Raw genomic sequence first — 23,386 nt, 5'->3', positions numbered from 1 at the left:
GGATGAGTCGATTAACGGATGGCCGCCATTGCGGCATTACCCATGGCCTGCCATTGCTCAAGCGGGCTTTGCACGTTCAGTGTGAGGGCGAGTTGCAGGCTGGCAGCGCTCAGGCCACTGTCGTCGCCGGTCTGCTTGCAGCGATAAAGCCAGTCCACATGCGCCAGGTTGACCGCTTTGTGGTCGGGCAGCGTAAGCACATGGGTGAGCAGCTCGCTCTTGCTCCAGTTCAACAGCCGCGCGAGTTCGCTGGCGAGGGCCTCGGTGTCGAGCCGCGCCGCCCCCGGGGCATTGGCAAGCGTTAGATAATTGAGCAACCCGGCGTCCGGTACGTCGGCTTCATGCACCAGGTGGGCGTAGCGCTCGAGCAGATACAACGATGCCAGCGACGGCGTCTGGGCATGCATCGGCGCACCCAGCCAGGAGGGCGACACCAGAAACAGACGCAACGCCAATTCGCTCAGGTCCAGCTCGGTGGCAATGTGCGCATGACGGACGACGGTCTGCAGTGCGCTCAGCAGTGTCGGGTCGAAATGCTCGACGGTCAGGAGATTGTCATCCACCGCCTCCTCGAGCAGCGTCAATAGTGCAGGTGTGGAGAGTCCTGACCAGTGAAGCACCAGCGCCGCCTGGTCCATTTGCAGCTCCGCGAGTTCCTGCAACAACCGTTCGATCAGCACGGCCTGCGCGTCATGAGCGCCTAGCAGCAGTTGACAAAGTGCGTTTCTCGCCTCGGTTTTGGCGCCAGGTTCAAGCGCCATGGGCTCGATCAGGCTCAACAGCGCTTCATCCAGTTGTGCTCTGACGTCGTCGACCGGTTGCAGTGGCAGTGCGTTGACCAGGCCTGAGCCACTGACGAGCGTTCGTCTGATTTCAATGAACCAGTCAATTGAATTCGACGCGTTGTTGGGCAGGTTGAGGTCGCGGATGTGTTGGTAGGTGACCCGTGACTGGCTCGACTGATGATGCAGTTGATTCAGACGATCGACCAGCGCCTGGGTCGGGATTAACGCACTGGGATCCAGGCCAATTTGCGTGCGGACGGTGGTGATGTCTTTTGCGCTTTGTTTGAGCCAGGACACTGCCCAGTCCATCTGCATCAGAACGTCGAGGATATCCGGGTCATTGCCTTCAGTGCGCAGCGTCCCTCGTGCCAAGGCCTGATGGTAGGCGTCGCTTCCCAACGCATCTGCCACTGCCCAGCCGTCTTGCGCAGTCAGGCTCAACAGACGGGCGATGCGTGCCTGGCGGTAGAACGAGGACACGGTTGCCAACGAGCGGCGCAGCGTTCCGACATACGTTCGCGTGTTGTGGGCCACGCGTTCGAGAGAGGCTGCCGTGGGCTGTAATCCCAGGCTGGCGCACAACTGGTACACCGTCCTTTGATCTTCCGGCGCGCTGCTGGACGTTTCAAATTCAGTCTGATCAAGGGTCAGGGGCGTGTCGAACAGGACCGGGTTATTGAACACTTCGTCGAACAGCGGCATGCGGTTCTTGTCCGCGTAGGGTGATAGGTCATGCAGCAGCGCGGCGAATTCCTCCGCCGTTATGTCGTAGCGGCCGCTGAGATAACGGAACACACCCAAGGTCCGCAGGGTGTTGTCATTCAGGGCCATCTGCAGATTCGCCTCACCTTCGGCGCGCATCGCTGCGACGATCAAAGTGTCCAGTTCGGCGAAAGAGATATTCATCCAGCGTTGCAGGCGAATCATGCGTTGCAGGCGGTCAAAACGTTGCAGCGAGGTATTGGCCAGGCGAACCGTCGTACCTTCATCGGTCACCTGTACAACCAGCTTCAGCGAGTTGTCCTCTGAAGCCGTCGCAGGTTTCAGCGCCTCTACCGAATTGGCACCGTTGACGTAGCAGGCGCCGTAATCCGACGATGAGGGGAGTGTTGACGTCGTGCCTGCTCTGGTGTGTACGGGATCAGGCGAAAGACAGTTGGGGGAGTGTGTTGGCGAGTATTGGCGTGTGGCAAGTAATGCTTCGACCTGCTCGGCACTGGAGCCGGTTTGGGTCATGAACGTGCCAAGCGTTGTCAGTGGGTTCTCATGGCCGGGTGAAACCTCCACACCATAATGTCGTTTGAAAAACGCCCGCTCAACGTCTGGAGGCACATCCGCAGCGTCGGGAAAGGGGGTGGGCTCTGTTACGATCCGTTGTTGCTCGGGGCTCAAGCCCGCCAGCAACGTCTGTGCGATTGTGCTTGCGTGGGCATGCTGTCCGTATTCATTCCTTGCGTCTCGCCCGGTCGGCAATGGTTGGCTGATGCGATAGTTGATGGACCCGAGTGGGTGTTTGCTCTGGCCTAAGCTCAACTGACATTGTTGATGAGCAAAGTGGTAGGGAAACAGAAATGGATGCCGTTTGTTCATCATCTCTTGCGCCACGAGATCGGCATCTTTGTCGAGAAAACTTTCAATGCTTTTGCTCAAAACGTCATTGACGATGTTCAACATCGGTAAAGGCGTGAATGTCGATTGTTGATCGATCAACAGGTCCTTCAGATCAGGACGCCGCGTGTCCAGCTTTATCTTGGGCCGGCTACCGTCGTCACCCGACTCGATGACGTCGGTAATCAACCGATACAGGGACCGCAGGTAGGCGACAGGCGAATCAATGGCGGCGATGGCGCCTACTTTGCAGAACTCATCCCACTGCTCATTGAACAGATCCTGGTACTTGGGAGAGTCAGGAGTATTAAATCCGGAGTTGGCAATGTCGGAGGATGAAACCTGTTCGTCGCGGTACAAACGACCGATCTGAACGGCATAACACATTGCATGATCGTAAGTGAGTTCGGGGTTGAGTTCATTCAAGACAGGGTGGTGTTCGCACAGTTCGGAAAACTGCTCGCAGAAGTGCGCCTTGGGCTGTCGGATAATGTCGAACACCGAACGCACGTCCAGTGTCTTGAGCGCCGCTTCGAATGCGGCCTCTTTGGTCAGGGTTGCGTCCAGCGTCCGCCCTTGAGGTTCAAGGTGGTTTGCGGACGCCGAGGAGGATGTCAGAGGGGTGAGAATGTTGCGCAGCAGTGGATTGTGGTCAGTCATATATTCAGCGCTCTTTCGGGATGATCCCGGTAGAAGGGAAAGTGCCACATGCACGTCAAGTGAATGGCATGGATGAAAGAGTACAAAAGAATAAAAACAGTGGCGGGGGGAGTGCTTGCTAAATGTGTCCACGCGAAGTATTTGAATAATCGCTCGACGGTAATTGTTTCAGTGGTGAGCGCTTGGAAATATCGGTAAAAACGTCAGCATGGAAAACCCGGTTGTCTATGCGGCACTCAATGATTGCGGGGAAGTTATGTGAAGTTGAGGTGTTTGTTTGTCTTTGAAAACCGCGCTGCGAGGGTGGCGATCAATAACTGTTTTTGCCGGGCCGGTCTTTTGAAGGCTGTTTGGAAGCCTGGTTTTATGGTCGTTTCTGTCGCATCGAAAAGGCAATTCCTACAGAAGCGTTCTTTCATTGAGAGGGAGAATGTCGGCCGAGTCTTACAGCCATCTACATTAATTCCCATTGAGGTTCACAGCCGCTCGAAAATTCCTACATTGGTGAAGATAAAAACGCTGCGTCAACACGCCACATCCTACTCATCATCTTTCTTGATCCAGGTCAAAAGTCTCGGACAGGTCTGTAGGAAAAATACCCTGCACCCCGATGAGTCCTCAACATGCCTGGTCCTTTCGATTTCCTCAAACACCCGCTGGCCAAAGACATCGGTCTGATCCTGGTGATCAAACTCGTCTTGCTGATGGGTATCCGCAGCGTCTGGTTCGACGCGCCGGTCGGGGTCAAGGACGACGGGGTGCAAGTTGGCCTGCATGTACTGGGCGCCCCTCCCGAACCTTCTGAGAAGAACCCAAAATGATTTCGGAATCAGTCGTCGACTTATCTCGACTGCAGTTCGCAATGACCGCGCTGTACCACTTTCTGTTCGTCCCGTTGACGCTGGGCATGACCTTTTTGCTGGCGATCATGGAGTCGGTCTACGTGATGACCGGCAAACAGGTCTACAAGGACATGACAAGGTTCTGGGGCAAGCTGTTCGGCATCAACTTCGCCCTGGGCGTCACCACCGGCTTGACCATGGAGTTCCAGTTCGGCACCAACTGGGCGTACTACAGCCATTACGTGGGCGACATCTTCGGTGCGCCGCTGGCCATCGAAGGGATGATGGCGTTCTTCCTCGAATCGACCTTCATCGGCCTGTTCTTCTTCGGCTGGGACCGCCTGACCCGCGTGCAGCATCTGGCCGTCACCTGGCTGGTGGCGATCGGCTCGAACATGTCGGCGCTGTGGATTCTCATCGCCAACGGCTGGATGCAGAACCCGGTCGGCGCCGAGTTCAACTTCACCACGATGCGCATGGAGCTGACCAGCTTCAGCGACCTGATTTTCAACCCGGTGGCTCAGGTCAAATTCGTCCACACCGTAGCCAGCGGTTACGTCACGGGCGCGATCTTCGTGCTAGCGATTTCCAGTTGGTATTTGCTCAAAGGCCGCGATATTGGTTTTGCACGACGCTCGTTTGCCATCGCGGCTGCCTTCGGCATGGCCTCGATTCTCTCGGTGATCGTGCTGGGCGATGAGTCCGGCTACGAAATTGGCGACGTACAGAAAACCAAGCTCGCCGCCATCGAAGCCGAATGGGAAACCGAACCGGCACCCGCTGCGTTCACCTTGTTCGGCCTGCCGAATCAGGAAACCCAGCGCACCGATTACGCGGTGAAGATCCCCTACGTGATGGGCATCATCGCCACCCGCTCGGTGGACAAGCAGGTGACCGGGATCAAGGACCTGGTCAGCGAGCACCAGGGCCGTATCCGCAACGGCATGGTCGCGTACGATCTGCTGGGCAAGTTGCGCGCCGGTGACAAGAGCGAGCAGACCCTCAATGCCTTCAACGAGGTGAAGAGGGACCTGGGCTACGGCCTGCTGTTGAAGAAGTACACCGACAAAGTAGTCGACGCCAACGAGCAGCAGATTCATCAGGCCGCGCTGGATTCCATCCCCCATGTGGCGTCGATCTTCTGGACCTTTCGCCTGATGGTCCTCAGCGGTGTGCTCATGCTGCTGTTGTTCGCCTGTGCCTTCTGGGCTTCGGCGCGCAAGAACGAAGCGAGCAAGCGCTGGCTGCTCAAGTGGGCGCTGTTCAGCCTGCCGTTGCCATGGATCGCCACCCAGACCGGCTGGTGGGTGGCCGAGCATGGCCGTCAGCCCTGGTCCATTGGTGAAGTGCTGCCGGTGCATCTGTCCGCCTCGACGCTGTCTTCCGGCGATGTACTGGGCTCGATTCTGGCGCTGGTGGGCTTCTACACCGTGCTGCTGATCATCGAGATGTACCTGATGATCAAGTTTGCGCGCCTCGGCCCGAGCAGCCTGCACACCGGTCGATACCACTTCGAACGCGGTGACGCTGAACTGCCTGCTGCACAACAACCGACGCTGGCCTGAGGAACGCACGATGTTCGATTACGAGACACTCAAACTGATCTGGTGGGTGCTGGTCGGCGTGCTGCTGATCGGCTTCGCCCTGACCGATGGCTTCGACCTGGGCGCGGCGATGCTGATGCCCTTTGTCGGGCGCAACGACAACGAAAGAAGGGTGGTGATCAACACCATCGCCCCGCACTGGGACGGCAACCAGGTATGGCTGATCACCGCCGGGGGCGCGCTGTTCGCCGCCTGGCCGCTGGTCTACTCGGCAGCGTTCTCCGGCTTGTACTGGGCGTTGTTGCTGGTGCTGTTCGCCCTGTTCGTGCGCCCCGTGGGCTTTGATTACCGCAGCAAGCTGGAAAACACCCGCTGGCGGCAGAGTTGGGACTGGGGGCTGTTCGTTGGCGGGCTGGTGCCGTCGCTGGTGTTCGGCGTGGCCTTCGGCAACCTGCTGCTCGGCGTGCCGTTCCAGTTCGACGACACCCTGCGCTCCAGCTATCACGGCAACTTCTGGCAACTGCTCAGCCCGTTCGGCCTGCTGGCCGGTGTGGTCAGCCTGAGCATGCTCGGCTTGCACGGCGGCAGCTGGCTGATGATGCGCACAGAAGGTGCGATTGCCCGTCGTTCACGGCGTGCGGCGCAGTGGCTGTCGCTGGTGTTCGTGCTGTCGTTCATCGGCGCTGGCGTGTGGCTGCTGCTCGGTGGCATTCAAGGGCTGGAGATCACGTCGGCGTTCGATGCCGGTGCCGCGCTCAACCCGCTGGGCAAAACGGTTGCTGCGAGCAACCCCGGCTGGATGGCCAATTACCACGCGCATCCTTTGACCGTCATCGCGCCGCTGCTGGGGATTTTCGGTGGTTTGCTGGCGCTGTTGGGCGCCAGTGCAGGGCAGGGCAGAACCGCGTTTCTGGGCAGCAGCCTGGCAATTGTCGGCGCGCTGTGTACCGCAGGCTTTGCGCTGTTCCCGTTCGTCATGCCGTCGAGCCTCGATCCGGCGTCGAGCCTGACCGTGTGGGATGCGGTGTCCAGCCACAGAACGCTGTTCATCATGTTTATCGCGGCCTCGATCTTCGTGCCGCTGATCCTCTGCTACACGCTGTGGTGCTACGCCAAGATGTGGGGCAAGGTCACCACCGCGCACATCGACCACAACCCTCACGGCCTTTATTAAGGAGCAACGACATGTGGTATTTCGCCTGGATTCTCGGGGTATTGCTGGCCTGCAGTTTCGGCATCATCAATGCGTTGTGGCTGGAGTCATCCGACGCCAATGCGCTGGAGAACGGCTGTGACGACTGATGCGCGGGTGGCGCCGTTCAGGCACGTCATCGGCCGGGCGCTGTCCCTGCTGATGGCGATTCCTCTGAGCCTGGTGCTGCTGATTCATCCTGCGTCGATGCTCGACGCCGACGGTCGCTATTCCCACAGCCTGCTGATGCTGGTCATGTGGGGCGTGGCCGCAGGTTTCGTGCATGGCGTGGGCTTCGAGCCCCGCGCCCTGGCCTGGCGGGTGATGTTCCACCCGCTCTTGGCGTGGGGCCTGATGGCGTTGGGTTTCGGTATGTGGCTGACCGCGCGTCAGTGGCTCTGAACCGCAGCCTTCTTCAGTGCCGGGACGATGGACAGCGCTATCAGCGCGGCGATCACACAGAGCAGGCCGGAGATGAAGAACGCCGGCAGGTAACTGGCGAAGTGTGTGCGTGTCCATCCGGCACCGTAGGCGGCAAACGCGGCCCCCAGTTGATGGCCGGCGAAGATCCAGCCAAAGACGATGTTGGCGCGCTCCGGGCCGAACCTCTGCACCGTCAGCTTCACGGTTGGCGGTACGGTGGCGATCCAGTCCAGGCCGTAGATCAGCGCGAAGAACGACAGGCCGTAGACCGTGAAATCCGAGAACGGCAGGATGATCAGCGCCACGCCACGCAATCCGTAGTAGCTGAACAGCAGCCAGCGGTTGTCGAAGCGGTCCGACAGCCAGCCTGAACCGATGGTCCCCACGAAGTCGAAAATCCCCATCACCGCCAGCATTCCGGCAGCTGTGGTGGCGATCAGGCCGTAGTCGCCGCACATGCTGATGAAGTGGGTCTGGATCAGCCCGTTGGTGCTGGCGCCACAGATGAAAAACGTCATGAACAGCACCCAGAACGTCCAGGTTCCGGCGACATCGCGCAGCACCTTGAGCGGCGTCACCAGCAACTGAGTGAAGGTCTGTCTGCTGGTCACTTCTGGCTGGATTTCAGTCTCGCCGTAGGAGGGCAGTTGCAGGTCCGAGGGGCGATTGCGCATCAGCGCGAGCACCGCAACTGCGGCGATGACGATGGCCACGCAGATGCAGGCCAGCGCGGTGCGCCAGCCGAAGTGTTCGGTCAGGTTGGCCAGCATCGGCATGAACACCAACTGGCCGGTGGCGGAACTGGCCGACAGCAGCCCCATCGCCATCCCGCGACGTTGAGAGAACCAGCGCGTCGCCACCGTGGCGCCCAGCACCATGGCGGTCAGCCCTGTGCCGAAACCCACCACCAGCCCCCACAACACCACCAATTGCCAAAACTGCGTCATGAGCAGCGACAGGATCATGCCGCTGGCGACCAGTGTCAGCGCGGTCAGAACCACTCGACGCACGCCAAAGTGATTCATGAACGCCGCTGCGAACGGGCCGACCAGACCGAACAGGGCGAAACGCACCGCCAGCGCCGAGGAAATCTCGGCGGTGTCCCAGCCGAATTCCGCTTCCAGCGGCTTGATGAATACCCCCGGCGCACCGACCGCGCCGGCCATGACCAGCATGGTCAGGAAGGTGACAGCCAGGACCACCCAGCTGTAATGGATACGACGACGAGACAGCGACGCCGCCAGAACTGACGAAACCATGAGTGTTCCCCGAGGAGCAAAACCGAAAAAATAGAGTATGACCGTGCGCCAATATGAACGCTCACAAGGGCAGGTCTCGTCAAGGGGATATTTCAGGATGTTTCGTAGTAGAGGCGCTGCGAGCGCAACCTTTCAGCACACTCACTTCGTTTCTGTGGGAGGGAGCTTGCTCGCGAAGAGGTCCGGGCATCCGGCGCAAATTCGTCGTCAGAAGTTAAGTCTTCGCAAGCAAGTTTCCTCCCAGGGATTGTGTGAAGCCATCAGCGCAGTGTTCGATCTGACGAACTGCTGATCAAAACGCTACTATCGCAACCACCCAAACCGATGCCGGACAGCCGAGCCCCGCCATGGACCGTTTTCAGGAAATGCAGGTTTTTATCGCCGTGTGCGAAGAGCGCAGTTTCGCCACTGCCGCGCGGCGTCTGAACATGTCGGCGCCCAGCGTCACCCGTGCAGTGGCGGCGCTGGAAAAACGCATCGGCACGCTGTTGTTGTCCCGCACCACGCGCAGCGTGCACCTGAGCGAGGCCGGTCAGCGTTACCTCACCGATTGCCGCCGCATCCTCAGCGAAATCGAAGAGGCCGAAGATTCCGCAGGCGGCAGTAACGCCGCTCCCGTGGGGCACCTGACCATCACAGCTTCGTTGTTATTTGGCGAACTGTTCGTCATGCCCCTGGTGGTGGGTTATCTGGAGCGATATTCCGGCGTCAGCATCAATGCGCTGTTGGTGGACCGGGTGACGCACATGGTCGAGGAGGGCATCGACGTCGCGGTGCGCATCGGTCATCTGCTGGACAGCACTCAGCACGGCGTGAAGGTTGGCGAAGTGCGCCGAGTGGTCTGCGCGTCGCCTGCGTATCTGGCCGCCCACGGACGCCCGCAACGTCCGGACGAACTGTCGCAGCATCGGGTGATCGTGTCAGCCGCCAGCGCCCTGGTACGTCGCTGGGAATTCTCGGATGAAGGCAAACCGGTAGACATCGAGTTGAAATCCCGCCTCACGGTTTCGGCCAACCAGGCGGCCATTACCGCCGCATCCATGGGCTGGGGCGTGACCCGCGTGCTTTCCTATCAGGTCGCCAGCCGAGTGGCCAGCGGTGAACTGGAAATCCTTCTTGAAGACTTCGAACAGCCGCCCTTGCCTGTGCACGTCTGCTATCAGGCCGACCGCAAGGTCTCGGCCAAGGTGCGTACCTTTGTCGATTATTGCGTCGAACGCATGATGCAGGACCCGGCCATCAAGGCGGCCGGGCGCAGTCGCGGCTGATGGATCGCCATCGGCAGATGCAGGTATTCGAAGCCGTGGCTCGCGAGCAGGGCCTGGCAGCGGCATCTCGGGCACTGGAAGTGTCCGAAGCCACGGTCGGTCGCACGCTCGCCGCACTGGAAAAACGCCTTGGTGCCAAGCTGTTGGAACGCAGCACCCGCGGCGTCACCCTGACCGATATCGGGCGCACGTTTGCCAACGAATGCACAAGGCTGTTGCGCGCGGCGGACGAAGCCGATGCCTCGGCCAACGGCCTGCATAGTGAGCCGCGAGGGCTGCTGAACCTGGTGGCGCCGCTGCTGTTCGGGGAGCGCTTGCTGATGCCGGTGGTGCTCGACTACCTGGACGCCTGGCCCGGGATCGAAGTCGCGATGGCCTATCAGGATCGCTTCCCTAATCTGCACGAGGAAGGGATCGATGTCGCCGTGCTGATTGGCGCGCTGCCCGATTCGTTCATGGTGGCGCGCAAGGTGGGTGACGTGCGTCAGGTTGTGTGTGCCAGCCCGGACTATCTTGCCCGCCATCCAGCGCCCCGCACACCGGCGGATCTGGCCGCTCATTCACTGGTGTTCTGCAGCGCCGACAGCCGCATGCTGGAGTGGCGCTTTGAGCATCAAGGCAGCTCGCGCAACGTCGCGCTGAAACCCGTGCTGCGTTGCACCACCCAGTCCGCCGCCATCGATGCCACGCTGCGCGGCGCCGGATTGGCCTGCTGCCTGAATTTTCAGGTTCACGAGCACCTCCAGGCCGGGCGCCTGCAGCCGGTGCTCGAAGGCTTCGAGCCGGACTCGATTCCGGTGCATCTGGTGTACCGCGAAGGCCGCCGGGCTTCGGCGCGCGTGCGCAGTTTCGTCGACTATGCTGTGGAACGCATGCGCTCCCATCCTGTTTTGCACGGCTGACTGAGCGCGATAAAACGAGGTCAATCATTTCATCGGCTGAAATGGTGGATTGCTTTTTGTGGCGATTCCGCTGCAAAGCGTCGTACTCCACTATTCGTTCCATCAGCGCGGCAATCCGAATGGCGACCACGTCACTCCCGCACTGACCCGAATCCACGACAGCTCAGGAGCCTAACCCCATGAATGCCATCAAGCTCTATCACTTCCCTTTGTCCGGTCACTCTCATCGTGCGCAACTGATGCTGTCGTTGCTGGGCCTTGAGCCCGACATCAGCTTTGTCGACCTGGCCAACGGCGCGCAGAAGAACCCGGAGTTCCTGGCGCTGAACACCTTCGGCCAGGTGCCGGTGATCAACGACAACGGCACGGTCGTCTCCGACTCGACGGCGATCCTTGTGTACCTGGCGAAGAAGTACGACACCACCGGCAAATGGCTGCCAACGGACGCCGCAGGCGCCGCCGAGGTGCAGCGCTGGTTGTCGGTGGCGTCGGGGCAAATCAATAACGGTCCGGCCCGTGCCCGACTGATCACCGTGTTCGGCGCAGGTTTCGACCCGGCAGACACCATCGAGCGTGCCCATTCGATCCTGAAAGTGATCGAAACCCACCTCAAGGGCCGTCAGTTCCTCGCCGCCGACCACGCCACCGTCGCCGACGTCGCCGGCTACACCTACATAGCCCATGCCCCTGAAGGCAACGTGTCGCTGGAACCGTACCCAAATGTGCGGGCGTGGCTGAAGCGTATCGAAGCGCTGAAAGGCTTCGTGCCAATGCCAAGCACCGGCGCCGGTCTGGTGGCTTGATCCAGCCGTAAACGCTATCGCCGAGCACGCCTGCTTATGTAGCACTCAGGCTTGCCGGCGATGGCGATTCCTCAAACGTCGCCGCCGGCACGCCGGGCTGCTACAGGTCTTTACGCAAAGGGAGTCCGCGTCATGAACGACATCACTTCCGAAAAACCCTCGCCCTGGCACTCTGGCGAGATCGAACTGCAAGCCACGGTCGGCGTCGCCGAGCGCATGGGCGTCGTGGGCAAGAAAGTCATTCGTAACTACATGCCCGACCAGCACCGCGAATTCTACGAGCACCTGCCGTACATGTTCATCGGTGCGGTGGACGCTGAGGGCTGGCCGTGGGCGAGCCTGCTGGACGCCGACGCGGGTTTCATCGCCTCGCCCGATCCTCGGCATCTGCAGTTTTCCCGTCTACCAGACAGCGACGACCCGATGGCCGCACAGTTCGAACCGGGCGCGGCCGTAGGCATGCTGGGCATCGACTTGCACACCCGTCGGCGCAACCGCATCAACGGTCATATCGAGCAGGTCACTGATCGGGGTTTTTCGGTATTGGTCGAGCATTCGTTCGGCAACTGCCCGCAGTACATCCAGTTGCGTGAACTCAAACAGATCGCATTGCCCAAAGTGCCGCAGCGTGCGCCGGTGGAGCGCATGAGCGCGCTGGATGAGGCCGCCGTGGCAACGATTCGCGGCGCCGACACTTTTTTTGTCGCCAGCTACGTGGACCTTGAAGGCGATCAGCCGCACCGCTCGGTGGATGTGTCCCATCGCGGCGGGCAGGCCGGTTTCGTGCGGGTCGAAGGCGACGTGCTGACCATTCCCGATTTCGCCGGCAACCTGCATTTCAATACCCTGGGCAACTTTCTGCTGAATCCGAAAGCTGGCCTTGTGTTCATCGATTTCACCACCGGCGATCTGTTACAGCTGGTGGGCCGCACCACCGTGATTCTCGACGGCCCGGAAATCGCCGCCTTCCAGGGTGCCGAGCGGCTCTGGCAAGTGAAAGTCGAGGCCGTGGTCCGCCGTCCGCAGGCGTTGCGCTCGCGCTGGGAGTTTCAGGGTTTTTCTCCCAACAGCCTGATGACCGGCGATTGGCAACAGACCGCCGCGCGCCTGCAGGCCGACGCATTGCGCGATCAATGGCGGCCGCTGCGTGTGACGCGCATTGCCGACGAAAGCGCAGGCATCCGCTCCTTCTACTTCGAGCCTGCCGATGGCGCCGGTTTGCCTGCGTTCAAGGCCGGTCAGCATTTGCCATTGCGCCTGCTGCTGGAAGGGCAGAGCAAACCGGTTATTCGCACCTACAGCTTGTCGAGCGCGCCGTCCGACGACTTCTTCCGCATCAGCGTCAAGCGCGACGGACTGGTCTCGGCGCACCTGCACGACGCGCTCAAGGTTGGCGATCTGATCGACGGCCGTGCCCCCCAGGGCAGTTTCGTGGTCGACCCCCAGGAGCGCCGTCCGCTGGTGCTGCTGGGGGCCGGGATTGGGGTCACGCCCATGCTGTCGATGCTGCGCGAGGTGATTTACGAGGGTAAACGCATCCGCCGCATGCGCCCGACCTGGTTCATTCAAAGTGCACGTCGTCTGGTGGATCTGGCTTTTCGCGAAGAATTGGACACACTGGTTGCCAAAGCCGGAGAACAACTGACGGCTGTCCGTCTGCTGAGCCAGCCCGAGAGCGAGGCTCGTCTAAGCAAAGACTTTCACCTTGCAGGTCGTATTGACCTGAATCTGCTCAAGGCGCTGTTGCCGTTCAACGACTTCGATTTTTATGTCTGCGGGCCGGCAAGCTTCACACAAGGGCTGTATGACGAGCTGAGGGCCATGCATGTCCGTGACGAGCGGATTCATGCCGAGACCTTCGGCCCGTCGACCCTCAAGCGCACCGGCGACCAACAGACTGTCGCACTGCAACAGCCGCCTGCCGCCACCGAATCGGTGCCGGTGCTGTTCGAACGCTCCGCCAAGGAAGCCCGTTGGCAACCCGATGGCGGCACGTTGCTGGAGCTGGCCGAGAGTCGAGGCCTTGAACCCGAATACAGCTGCCGTGGTGGTTCCTGCGGCACATGCAAGACCCGGCTGGTCAGCGGCCAGGTGCATTACCCGGTTCCACCGGCCGAAATGCCGGCGGCGGACCACGTGCTGATCTGCTGCGCAGTCCCGGCCTCAGGGCCGCTGGTGCTCGATCTGTAAACATCCATGCGTGTGCAGGACATGTTTGACGGGAGTTACTGCGATGAGTGAATGGCCAGCGTTCGAGAAAGAAGACGATCCCAACCTGTTCCAGACCACGGAACAGGAGATTTCCTGGCTGCTGCCGCAATCCCTGGCCTCGCTTGCCGGAGAACTGGCCGCCAGCCATGAAGAACACGACAACCCCGCGACTTTGCGGCTGATCAGTTGGATGCGTTCGGTTTCAACGTTCAGCCGTCATCGATGATTGCCCGACGTTTTCCGGGCAAGGGAAATGGTTGAAATGGCAGCGTGTCTGAACCGATGATGGGCGCCTGAATTTATCCCTACAGGTCCCCAAGACATGAAAGTCAGCGCCCGCAACGTGTTCAAAGGCACCGTCAAACAGATCCAGGAAGGCTCGGTCAACGCGTGTGCCTGACTGAGTGAGTTGATCGCCGTCTTGCAACGGCAGCCATAATGCGGCTGCCGTTTCGGCAATCATGTCGTCCATTTGCAACGACAAGGAAGTGTATGTCGATTACCCGCAGAAACCTCATCGGCGCCTCGCTGCTGGCAGTTCCCGCGCTATGGAGTCTCAATGTTCTGGCCGCCGATTCGGGCACCTCGCCAGAGCTTTCAATCGAACGACAATTGGCCGCGCTGGAACGTCGCCACGGCGGACGTCTGGGCGTGGCGATTCTCGACACCGGCACTCAGCGCCTGATCAGCCATCGCGGCGATGAACGTTTCGCCATGTGCAGCACCTTCAAGGCTCTGACGGCGGCCCATGTTCTGGCGCGGGTCGACCGCAAGGAAGAAGACCTGTCGCGCGTGATCGTCTACGGGCAGGATCAGTTGGTGACCTATTCGCCGGTCACCGAAAAACACACGGGCGAGGGCGGGCTGAGCGTCGGCTCGATCTGCGAAGCCGCTGTAACCCTGAGCGACAACACTGCAGCCAATCTGCTGCTGGACAGTTTTGGCGGCCCTAAGGGATTGACCGCTTGGCTGCGCACTATTGGTGACCAGACCACCCGACTCGATCGTCGTGAACCCGAATTGAACGAGAACCGTCCTGGTGATCTACAAGACACCACGACCCCGATTGCGATGCTGCACAGCTTGCGCACGCTGGTGATCGGCGATGTGCTGTCCGGCGCCTCGAAGGTTCAGCTGATCGCCTGGCTGGTCAGCAACAAGACCGGCGACCAGAAACTGCGCGCCGGTTTGCCGAAAGGCTGGCGGGTAGGGGACAAGACAGGCTCGGGCAGCAACAACGCCAGTAACGACGTCGCCATCATCTGGCCCACCGGCCGGCCTCCGCTGATCGTCACGGTCTATTACTCCGAGTCCAAAGCCAGCAGCGAACAGATCAACTCGCTGATGGCCGAGGTCGGGCGGTTGGTGGCGAAGGTCTAGCAGATAGAAGGTGAACACAAAACCCGTGGGAGGGAGCTTGCTCGCGAATGCGTCATGACATTCAACGCATACGGCCAGAGCAAGCTGTGCTGCATCATCGAGGAAAGGGCTGACCTTAAGGAATCAGCTTGCGCGCCCGCAACTCATCGAAGACCTCGAAAAATGCCTTGTCACTGGCCTGGAATTCCTTGAACCCCAGCTCCCGGCTCTTCGACATATCGGTGACCACTTCAATCGGCCGCCCCAGATCGGCGTCGGTGTGCCAAGGCGAAATGAGGCGGCTGATGTCCGCTTCCTTCAAGCCATGCTCCCGCACGATGTCGCTCCATGCCGCCTGATCGTCGGCCATCTGGGTTTCCAGTGGCAAGGGGCTCGGTGGGTAAGCGGCCGGGTGCAGACCGAAATACTCGGCGATCTGCCCCCACATCCATTTCCAGCGGAACACATCGCCATTGGTGATGTTGAATGCCTGATTCGACGCCGCAGGCGTGGTCGCGGCCCACAGCTGTTGCTTGGCCAATTGCCGCGCATCGGTCATGTCGGTGAGGCTGTCCCACTGCATCCGAGAACCCGGGAACACGAACGGCCTGCCCGTGGCTTTGCAGATCGACGCATACACCGCCAACGTCGTCGCCATGTTCATCGCATTGCCCACGGCCACGCCGGTCACGGTGTGCGGGCGATGCACGCTCCAAGTAAAACCGTCGCGCCTGGCCGCCGCGAACACCTCGTCTTCCTGGGCGTAGTAGAAATTCTCGATATCCAGACGGCCCTGTTCTTCACGAAACGGCGTCTGCGGCAACGACCCCTTGCCGTACGCTTCGAACGGACCTAGGTAGTGTTTCAAGCCCGTCACCAGCGCGACATGCTTGACGCTCTTGCCCGGGCTCAGCGCGTCCAGCACGTTGCGCACCATGGCCGCATTCACCTTAATGTTCTCGGCCTCGGTCGCCTGGCGCGACCAAGTGGTGATGAACACATGGCTCGGTTTGATGGCCGCCAGCGCCTGCTTCACCGAGTCTGGATCCTGCAAATCCGCGGCGACGGGAATCACGCCTTTTGCCTGAGACGGATGGCGGGAGAGGGCAGCGACCTGCCAGCCGTTCTCGAGCAGCAAATCGGTGATTGCACTGCCGACGATGCCACTGGCGCCGACGACCAAAGCGGTCTGAGTCATGAGGGGCTCCTTTAAGGTTGAGGATGATCGGCCAGAGCGGCCCTGAAGATTAAGAACCGCAGCGGCGGGAAGAGGTTCAGCGCGATGTGGCGCGACCCACCAAAGCCTCCGCTCAACCCACCAGCAACGCCGCCCCATACATGCCGATGGCAAATACCACATGCCCGACGACATTTTGCAGACGCGCCACCGCCGGGTTCGGCGCCTTGTTGCAAGCGACACCCACGCCCATGCCCGGTTGCAAAATGAACCAGCCGGCGCCGATCGTGACCAGCCCGACAATCAGCGCAGGCAAGAAGGTCGGCGAGTGCGCCCACTGCACACCCCAGATCAACAACACCGCCGCCGCGAAAACGATGCCGACCGCGTAATGCATGGTCCAGCCGATGCGCAGCTCGTTGGGCACTTCAGGGGAATTGCCGATGCCGTTGCGATGCACGAACTGACCGTGGCGCATTCCGGCGAACCAGCGCCCGACCAGATGCCAGGGCGGCGTCGGCAAACCCAGCGTTGCCTTGAGCAACTGCGCCCAGAGGTCCAGTAAAGCCGTACCGCCGATGCCGATGAGGACGGCGAGGAAGATAAATTCGAACATGTCTTTCCTTGGGATTGTCGGTTATCAATACGTTCGTAGTGGCGGCACACGTTAGCAGTTTTGACGAGGCGATATCAGCCAGTGATCTGGACGCATCACTTTGGGCAAGTGACGACTCGGGGGGAGGTGCTTGCTGAAATGGTGGGTTGAGGACGCCAGCCGACAATGGACGCCGGAGCCACAATGGGGGCGTCCCAATCCTGAGAAACAACTGTTTTGAGGTTACCCCGACGGTTTGCAGGCCGGGCTCCTCAGGCGACAGGCTTTTCGTAGGTCACGCTGTTGACGTACCACATGGCCTCCCCGGTAGGCGTCTGCACCATGAATTCGTCGCCGACTTCCTTTTTCAGCAATGCCCGGGCCATGGGTGAGTCGATGGAGATGTAATCCATTCGGCCGTAGATCTCGTCATAACCGACGATGCGAAAGCGTTTGCTTTCGCCGTCGTCGTTCTCGATCTCCACCCACGCACCGAAGAACACCCGGCCTTCCTGTTCGGGGGCGTAGTCCACCACGCGCATATCTTCCAGGCGCTTGCGCAGGTAGCGCACGCGGCGGTCGATTTCGCGCAGCAGCTTCTTGTTGTATTGGTAATCGGCGTTCTCGCTGCGATCGCCCAGCGACGCCGCCCAGGCGACTTTCTGAGTGATCTCGGGGCGGTAGACGCGCCACAGGTGATCGAGTTCTTGCTTGAGGGCGGTGTGGCCTTCTCGGGTACAGATGTTGGTGCTCAAGGGGTTTCTCGGTGAACGGTGCTCCATGCACGATGCCGACATCTTTGCTGTCGGCATCTTCCCGGTCAACCCTTGAGTGTCAGCCTTCGCGCAGCACTGTCAGCGGGCTGGCGTTGAGCGCCCGGCGTGTGCCGAATACACCCGCGCCACCCACCAGCACAGCGCCGATCAGCGGCAGTACCAACAACCAGGCATGGGGCTGCCATTCCAGGTTGAAGGCGTAGCGGTACAGCACGAAGCTCACCAGTTCGCAGCCCAGCGCCGCCAGCACGCCGCTGACCGCGCCCAGCAGGCCGAACTCGATGCGTCGGGCCTTGATCAGCAGCGCGCGATTGGCCCCCAGTGCCCTGAGCAGCGCACCCTGACGAATGCGTTCATCCAGCGTCGCCTGCAGGCCGGAGAACAGCACCGCCAGCCCCGCCGCGAGCACGAACAGCAGCACGTACTGCACGGCCAGGGTGACCTGATCGAGGATGCTGCGCAGTTGTTCCAGCAGCGCCTCGACCTGGAGGATGGTCACGGCAGGGAAGGCTCGTGACAGCTCGACGATCTGCTGATCGTTGCCCGGCGCCAGGTAGAAACTGGTCAGGTAGGTGGTCGGCACATCCTTGAGCGTGCCGGGCTGGAAGATCATGAAAAAGTTGGGCTGGAAGGTGTCCCAGTTGATGTCGCGCAGGCTAGTGACCTTGACCTCGTGGGTGGTGCCGCCGATCACGAAACTCAGGGTGTCGCCCAGCTTCATGTTCAGGCTCTTTGCCAGTTTGGTCTCGACCGAAACGCCCGGTGTGCCTTCGGTCGGGGCCTGTTCGTTGTTCCACCACCGACCTTCGGTGATGCTGTTGCCTTCCGGCAGATTGGCCGCCCAGGTCAGGTTGAGGTCGCGTTGAGTGGCGTTTTCACCGCGTGAATCCTTGGTCACGAACTTGCTCACCGGCTCGCCGTTGATGCTCATCAGGCGTCCCGGAATCATCGGGTACAACGGCGCGCTGTGAGTGGACAAACGGCTGATGCGCTCGGCAAAGTTGTCCCGTTCGGCAGGCAGAATGTTCAGCGCGAAATAGTTGGGCGCGTCTTTGGGCAGCTGGTTTTGCCAGGTGTCGAGCAATTCGCCGCGCAGCAGCGCGATCAGCCCCATGGACAACAGGATCAGCCCGAACGCCAGGGATTGCCCGGCGGCGGCCATCGGATGGCGCAACAACTGGCCCAGGCCCAGACGCCAAGGCAGCGATGCACCGGCCAGCAGCCGCCGCAGGCTTTGCAGCGCCAGCAGTAATAGGCCGCCCAACACGACCGCCGCGACCAGGCCGCCGCCGAGCAGGGCGAAGGTCAGGATCAGATCCAGACTCAGACGCCACATGATCAGGCCCAGCGCCAGCAGCGCCGCGCCATACACCAGCCAGGAGCTGGCGGGGATCGGCAGCATGTCGCGGCGCAATACGCGCAGAGGCGGAACGCGCCCCAGCGCTGCCAGTGGCGGCAAGGCGAAGCCTGCCAGTGCGACCAGACCGGTACCGATGCCCGCCAGCGCAGGCAGCCAGCCACCCGGCGGCACAGCGGCCGGGAGCAGATTTTCCAGCAGACAAAACAGGCCCAGTTGAGCGAACCAGCCAAGCAGGGCGCCGGTGACGCTGGCTGCAATGCCGAGCATGGCCAGTTGCAGACTGAATAACACCAGCGCTTCGTTGCGTGACAGGCCCAGGCAGCGCAGCAACGCGCTGGCATCGAAACGTCGCACAGCGAAACGCGCCGCTGACAGCGCGACCGCCACACCTGCCAGCAGCACCGCGACAAGACTGGCCATGTTCAGGTAACGCTCGGCCTTGCCCAGCGCGCCGCCAATCTGCTGATTGCCGTCGCGGGCGTCGTCGATCTTCTGATTCGCTGCCAGGTCCGGTTCGATGGCCTTGCGATAGTCCGCCAGTTGCTGCGGCGTCCCGCGCCACAGATCGCGGAAACTGACACGGCTGCCTGGCTGCACCACCTTGGTGGCCTCAAGGTCAGCCATGTTGATCAACACCCGCGGTGTCAGGCTGTAGAAGTTGCCTGCGCGGTCGGGCTCGTAGGTCAGGACGCGGGTGAGTTTCAGGGTGGTGGAACCGACGTCGATGCTGTCGCCGACTTTGAGGTTCAGGGACACCAACACTCGCGCTTCGGCCCAGGCCTCACCGGGTTGTGGCTCGCCTCCAGTGACTTCGGGCTGGTAGGGCGCATCGGCGCTTTTCAGTTCGCCACGCAGCGGATAGGCCGCATCCACCGCTTTCACGCTGGCGAGCTGAATGCCGTTGTCGGTGGCGACCACGCTGGAAAAGATCACGATCTGCGAGTGGTCGAGCTTGAGTGCCGTGCCCGCTTCGATCTGCTCGGGTTTGGCTGGCGTCGATCCGCTGAGAATCAGGTCGGCGCCGAGAAACTCGGTGGCGCGCAGCAACATCGCGCTGTTCAGCCGCGAGCCGAAATAGCCGATGGCGGTGCTCGCGGCGACGGCGACCACCAAGGCGAAAAACAGCACCCGCAGCTCGCCGGCGCGGGCATCGCGCATCAACTGGCGGGCGGCGAGGCTGAGCAGACGGGCAAACGGCAGACGTGCCATCAAGGCTCCATAGGGGTGACCAGACGGCCACCTTCAAGACGGATCAGGCGCCGGCAGCGATGGGCCAGGCGTTCGTCGTGGGTGACCAGCACCAGCGTGGTATTGCGTTCCTGGTTCAGTTCGAACAACAGGTCGCTGATGCGCTCGCCGGTGTGGCTGTCGAGGTTGCCGGTGGGTTCGTCGGCAAACAGCACATCAGGATCGGCGGCGAAGGCCCGTGCGATGGCCACGCGTTGCTGCTCACCCCCGGACAACTGACGTGGCGTGTGGGTCAAGCGTTGGCCCAGTCCGACACGCTCCAGCAGATGCCGCGCCTGCTCCCGGGCGTCCTGGCGGCCTTCCAGCTCCATCGGCAGCATGACGTTTTCAAGGGCATTGAGGCTGTCGAGCAGCTGGAACGACTGAAACACGAAGCCTACGTGTTCGGCGCGAACCCTGGCGCGCTGGTCTTCATCGAGTTCACTGAGGTTGCGCCCCGACAACGTGACGGCGCCTGCGCTGGGCAAATCCAGGCCAGCGAGCAGGCCGAGGAGGGTCGACTTGCCAGAACCCGAGGCGCCGACGATGGCCAGAGTGTCGCCCTTGTTTAGTTCCAGGGAGAGTTCGTGCAGGATGGTCAAGTCACCTTCGGTGCTTGGTACCACTTTGCTGAGGTTCTGCGCACTGAGAATACTTTCGCTCATGGAGAATCCGATGCGTGCGTGGTTTTTAAGTGCTGGCCTGGGTTTGCTGCTGTTGTCTCAAGGAGCCATGGCAGGCACGGTGTTGATCGTTGGCGATAGTATCAGCGCGGCTTTCGGCCTGGATACCCGTCTGGGCTGGGTGTCTTTGCTGGAGCAGCGTCTGGCGCAGCAGGGATTCAAGGATAAAGTGGTGAATGCGTCGGTCAGCGGCGATACCAGCGCCGGGGGCCAGGCGCGGCTGCCGGCGCTGCTTGCAGAGCATAAGCCGGATCTGGTGATTCTCGAGCTGGGCGGCAACGATGGTCTGCGAGGGCAGCCTCCGGCGCAATTGCAACAAAATCTTGCGTCGATGATCGACACTTCTCGTGCTGCGGGGGCCAAGGTGTTGTTGCTGGGGATGCAGATTCCGCCGAACTATGGGGCGCGTTATACGCAGGCGTTCAAGGAGGTCTACAGCAATCTGGCGACCGAGAAGAAGGTGGCGCTGGTCCCGTTCATGCTGGAGGGGGTGGGCGGGGTGCCTGAGTTTACCCAGGCGGATGGTTTGCATCCGGCGGCCAATGCTCAAGGGCGGTTGCTGGAGAATGTGTGGCCGGAGTTGAAGCCTTTGCTTTGAGGCTGGCTTGGGTTTGGTGGGTTGGTGGTTGGATGGTTGGATGGTTGGATGGTTGGATGGTTGGAGGTTGGATAGTTGGCCCCCGAGGATGTGCGAAATCCATTATTCGGGGTCGCGCGGATTTGTTCTGGCTAACGCCAGACCTGTTTCGCCTCCGGCGAGTTACTTGAAAGGACACCAAGTAACCAAGGGTCCTGGCTCCTGGTTTGGCGGCTCCTTCGTCGCCGTACCCTCACTCCGGCGACGCTCCGTGGGCCCGCCGCCATCCGCCATCCATGGCGGGGGGCGGCTCTCGCGGCATCCATGCCGCTCGGCCCACTGCGCGACGCCTGCGTTCAGCCTGCACCCAAGTCGCGATTTGTGGCTGAACTGACGCGCACATAGAAGCAAGATCAAGATCAACAGCGAACACAGCTGTCTGTCTTGACGCATTTCCTGTGGGAGACGCCGGAGGCCACGACGGCAGCGAGGCGGTGGGTCAGTTGCAGTGAGTCGCTGACCTACCCCAATCGTCCGAGCGCGGCCCGGGCTGTCGCACAGCTCCAGCAGTTCCCACAGGGTTCCGTGTACAGCTGGAAATCTGGATACACCACGTAATAGCGGCGCGGCTGATAGGGCTCTGGCTAACGCCAGACCTGTTTCGCCTTCGGCGAGTTACTTGAAAAGACACCAAGTAACCAAGTGTCCTGGCTCCTGGTTTGGCGGCTCCTTCGTCGCCGTACCCTCACTCCGGCGACGCTCCGTGGGCCCGCGCCGAACGGACATCCATGTCCTTGCGGCGCTTTCGCGGCATCCATGCCGCTCGGCCCACTGCGCGACGCCTGCGTTCAGCCTGCACCCAAGTCGCGATTTGTGTCGTCTGGACTGTCGCTGTCGCGCGCTTAGAAGCAAGATCAAAAGCCAACGCTTACGCAGATCTTCAATCCTGACGCAGTACCTGTGGGAGACGCCGGAGGCCACGACGGTACGGGTCGCGATTCGGACGAGGCGGTGGGTCAGCCAGGACGTTATTTACTGAAATACCGCTTCGTCCGATCGCGGCCCGGGCTGTCGCACAGCTCCAGCAGGTCCCACAGGGTTCCGTGTACAGCTGGAAATCTGGATACTCCACGTAATCGCGGCGCGGCTGATAGGGCTCTGGCTAACGCCAGATCTGTTTCGCCTTTGGCGAGTTACTTGAAAAGACACCAAGTAACCAAGTGTCCTGGCTCCTGGTTGGGCCCGACTTCGTCGGGTTCCTTCACTCCGGCGACGCTCCGTGGGCCCGCGCCGAACGGACATCCATGTCATTGCGGCGCTTTCGCGGCATCCATGCCGCTCGGCCCACTGCGCGACGCCTGCGTTCAGCCTGCACCCAAGTCGCGATTTGTGTCGTCTGGACTGTCGCGCAGTCGCGCGCTTAGAAGCAAGATCAAAAGCCAACGCTTACGCAGATCTTCAATCCTGACGCAGTACCTGTGGGAGACGCCGGAGGCCACGACGGTACGGGCCGCGATTCGGACGAGGCGGTGGGTCAGCCAGGACGTTATTTACTGAAATACCGCTTCGTCCGATCGCGGCCCGGGCTGTCGCACAGCTCCAGCAGTTCCCACAGGGTTCCGTGTACAGCTGGAAATCTGGATACTCCACGTAATCGCGGCGCGGCTGATTGGGCTCTGGCGTGAAGCCGGAGCCCAATCAGTGCCACTACCGAATCCGTGCTGAGGACTCATCACCCCGATAGAGGCCCAAATTAAAAGGCCTCCAGCTCTTTTCCGGACCGGGGCTTTCGGCTAATGTGGCGCCCCCGCTCTGGAGCCCCCCATGCCGCGCCGTCCTGCCTGGTCCCTTTTTGCCTATCAACTGATCGAGCCCGATGAGCAGCTCGACCTGTTCGCGTGCCAGGAAGTTCGTGTGCACCTGGCCGCCCGGCAACTGGAACTGGCCGGTTCCGCTGACCGCACCCTGTGCGGGAGCCTTCTGCCTGCGCAACCGCGCTGGTCCAACGTCGAACAGGCCATTTACCAGGACGAACGCCTCTGCCCCCTGTGCCGCGCAATCATCGATGCGCAACGTCGGGGCTGGAACCCCATCTGGCCGGAACTCGACACCGGCGAGTAAGCCGTCGCGCCTAC

General features: G+C 61.2%; 20 protein-coding genes. 13 read left to right on the top strand and 7 right to left on the bottom strand.

The genetic code is table 11. The features are described 5' to 3' along the window. Positions 1-11: 11 nt before the first annotated feature. Entirely contained in the window at positions 12-3,053 is a 3,042-nt protein-coding gene (locus BWR59_RS13435; RefSeq protein ID WP_081566129.1) for a Tc toxin subunit A, read from the bottom strand. A 623-nt stretch (positions 3,054-3,676) separates the two neighbouring features. On the opposite strand from BWR59_RS13435, the gene cydP reads away from it, so the two are divergent. The 5 genes from cydP to BWR59_RS13410 are packed head-to-tail and all read left to right on the top strand — an operon-like array spanning position 3,677 to position 7,033. Further along, positions 3,677-3,874 carry a cytochrome oxidase putative small subunit CydP gene (gene cydP / locus BWR59_RS13430; RefSeq protein ID WP_081566128.1) on the top strand — a complete coding sequence of 66 codons (198 nt, stop codon included), beginning with the start codon at positions 3,677-3,679 and terminating at the stop codon, positions 3,872-3,874. After that, complete coding sequence (locus BWR59_RS13425) at positions 3,871-5,460, top strand: cytochrome ubiquinol oxidase subunit I (RefSeq protein WP_081566127.1); 1,590 nt, start codon at positions 3,871-3,873, stop codon at positions 5,458-5,460. Before cydP ends, BWR59_RS13425 begins: the two co-directional genes overlap by 4 nt. Before the next feature lie 10 nt (positions 5,461-5,470). After that, the gene (gene cydB, locus BWR59_RS13420; RefSeq protein ID WP_081566126.1) at positions 5,471-6,613 is read left to right on the top strand and encodes a cytochrome d ubiquinol oxidase subunit II; all 1,143 of its coding nucleotides are present in this window, start codon (positions 5,471-5,473) and stop codon (positions 6,611-6,613) included. A gap of 11 nt (positions 6,614-6,624) precedes the next feature. Beyond that, a complete protein-coding gene (cydX, locus tag BWR59_RS13415) occupies positions 6,625-6,741 on the top strand; it encodes a cytochrome bd-I oxidase subunit CydX (RefSeq protein WP_081566125.1) in 117 nt (38 codons plus the stop codon). Continuing rightward, positions 6,731-7,033 carry a cyd operon YbgE family protein gene (locus tag BWR59_RS13410; RefSeq protein WP_269140343.1) on the top strand — a complete coding sequence of 101 codons (303 nt, stop codon included), beginning with the start codon at positions 6,731-6,733 and terminating at the stop codon, positions 7,031-7,033. Before cydX ends, BWR59_RS13410 begins: the two co-directional genes overlap by 11 nt. Here the strand turns inward: BWR59_RS13410 and BWR59_RS13405 are convergent. Next, complete coding sequence (locus BWR59_RS13405) at positions 7,021-8,313, bottom strand: MFS transporter (protein WP_081566123.1); 1,293 nt, start codon at positions 8,311-8,313, stop codon at positions 7,021-7,023. The genes BWR59_RS13410 and BWR59_RS13405 overlap by 13 nt on opposite strands. 347 nt (positions 8,314-8,660) lie before the next feature. Here BWR59_RS13405 and BWR59_RS13400 point away from each other — a divergent pair, with 347 nt between their 5' ends. The 6 genes from BWR59_RS13400 to bla all read left to right on the top strand — a co-directional run bounded on the left by BWR59_RS13400 (position 8,661) and on the right by bla (position 14,877). Beyond that, positions 8,661-9,581: a LysR family transcriptional regulator gene (locus BWR59_RS13400; RefSeq protein ID WP_081566122.1), complete on the top strand. Its 921-nt coding sequence runs from the start codon at positions 8,661-8,663 to the stop codon at positions 9,579-9,581. A 17-nt stretch (positions 9,582-9,598) separates the two neighbouring features. Beyond that, positions 9,599-10,483, top strand: a complete 885-nt coding sequence (locus tag BWR59_RS13395) for a LysR family transcriptional regulator (protein WP_230982004.1) — start codon at positions 9,599-9,601, stop codon at positions 10,481-10,483. A 179-nt stretch (positions 10,484-10,662) separates the two neighbouring features. Continuing rightward, the gene (locus tag BWR59_RS13390; protein ID WP_081566120.1) at positions 10,663-11,286 is read left to right on the top strand and encodes a glutathione S-transferase; all 624 of its coding nucleotides are present in this window, start codon (positions 10,663-10,665) and stop codon (positions 11,284-11,286) included. Between the two features lie 132 nt (positions 11,287-11,418). Further along, a complete protein-coding gene (locus tag BWR59_RS13385; protein ID WP_081566119.1) occupies positions 11,419-13,476 on the top strand; it encodes a pyridoxamine 5'-phosphate oxidase family protein in 2,058 nt (685 codons plus the stop codon). Between the two features lie 43 nt (positions 13,477-13,519). Next, complete coding sequence (locus tag BWR59_RS13380) at positions 13,520-13,723, top strand: hypothetical protein (protein WP_081566118.1); 204 nt, start codon at positions 13,520-13,522, stop codon at positions 13,721-13,723. Between the two features lie 266 nt (positions 13,724-13,989). Continuing rightward, the gene (gene bla / locus BWR59_RS13375) at positions 13,990-14,877 is read left to right on the top strand and encodes a class A beta-lactamase (RefSeq protein ID WP_081566117.1); all 888 of its coding nucleotides are present in this window, start codon (positions 13,990-13,992) and stop codon (positions 14,875-14,877) included. Between the two features lie 115 nt (positions 14,878-14,992). Here bla and BWR59_RS13370 read toward each other — a convergent pair whose 3' ends face one another. The 5 genes from BWR59_RS13370 to BWR59_RS13350 form a co-directional block, all read right to left on the bottom strand. Then, positions 14,993-16,054, bottom strand: coding sequence for an SDR family oxidoreductase (locus tag BWR59_RS13370; protein ID WP_081566116.1), 1,062 nt, complete (start codon positions 16,052-16,054; stop codon positions 14,993-14,995). Positions 16,055-16,166: 112 nt separating this feature from the next. Further along, positions 16,167-16,649 carry a DUF2938 domain-containing protein gene (locus BWR59_RS13365; RefSeq protein WP_081566115.1) on the bottom strand — a complete coding sequence of 161 codons (483 nt, stop codon included), beginning with the start codon at positions 16,647-16,649 and terminating at the stop codon, positions 16,167-16,169. A 251-nt stretch (positions 16,650-16,900) separates the two neighbouring features. Continuing rightward, positions 16,901-17,383 carry a transcription elongation factor GreB gene (gene greB / locus BWR59_RS13360; protein ID WP_081566114.1) on the bottom strand — a complete coding sequence of 161 codons (483 nt, stop codon included), beginning with the start codon at positions 17,381-17,383 and terminating at the stop codon, positions 16,901-16,903. A 79-nt stretch (positions 17,384-17,462) separates the two neighbouring features. Further along, positions 17,463-19,973, bottom strand: a complete 2,511-nt coding sequence (locus BWR59_RS13355; protein ID WP_081566113.1) for an ABC transporter permease — start codon at positions 19,971-19,973, stop codon at positions 17,463-17,465. After that, on the bottom strand, positions 19,973-20,656 hold the full coding sequence (locus BWR59_RS13350) for an ABC transporter ATP-binding protein (protein ID WP_081566112.1): 684 nt from the start codon (positions 20,654-20,656) through the stop codon (positions 19,973-19,975). Before BWR59_RS13350 ends, BWR59_RS13355 begins: the two co-directional genes overlap by 1 nt. Positions 20,657-20,666: 10 nt before the next feature. On the opposite strand from BWR59_RS13350, the gene BWR59_RS13345 reads away from it, so the two are divergent. After that, positions 20,667-21,272, top strand: a complete 606-nt coding sequence (locus BWR59_RS13345) for an arylesterase (RefSeq protein WP_081566111.1) — start codon at positions 20,667-20,669, stop codon at positions 21,270-21,272. A 1,803-nt stretch (positions 21,273-23,075) separates the two neighbouring features. Continuing rightward, complete coding sequence (locus BWR59_RS13335) at positions 23,076-23,372, top strand: hypothetical protein (RefSeq protein ID WP_081566109.1); 297 nt, start codon at positions 23,076-23,078, stop codon at positions 23,370-23,372. Positions 23,373-23,386 lie beyond the last annotated feature (14 nt).

The sequence above is a fragment of the Pseudomonas sp. Bc-h genome, assembly GCF_002080045.1.
Classification (GTDB): domain Bacteria; phylum Pseudomonadota; class Gammaproteobacteria; order Pseudomonadales; family Pseudomonadaceae; genus Aquipseudomonas.
This window is presented reverse-complemented; position numbering and strand designations above follow the sequence as displayed.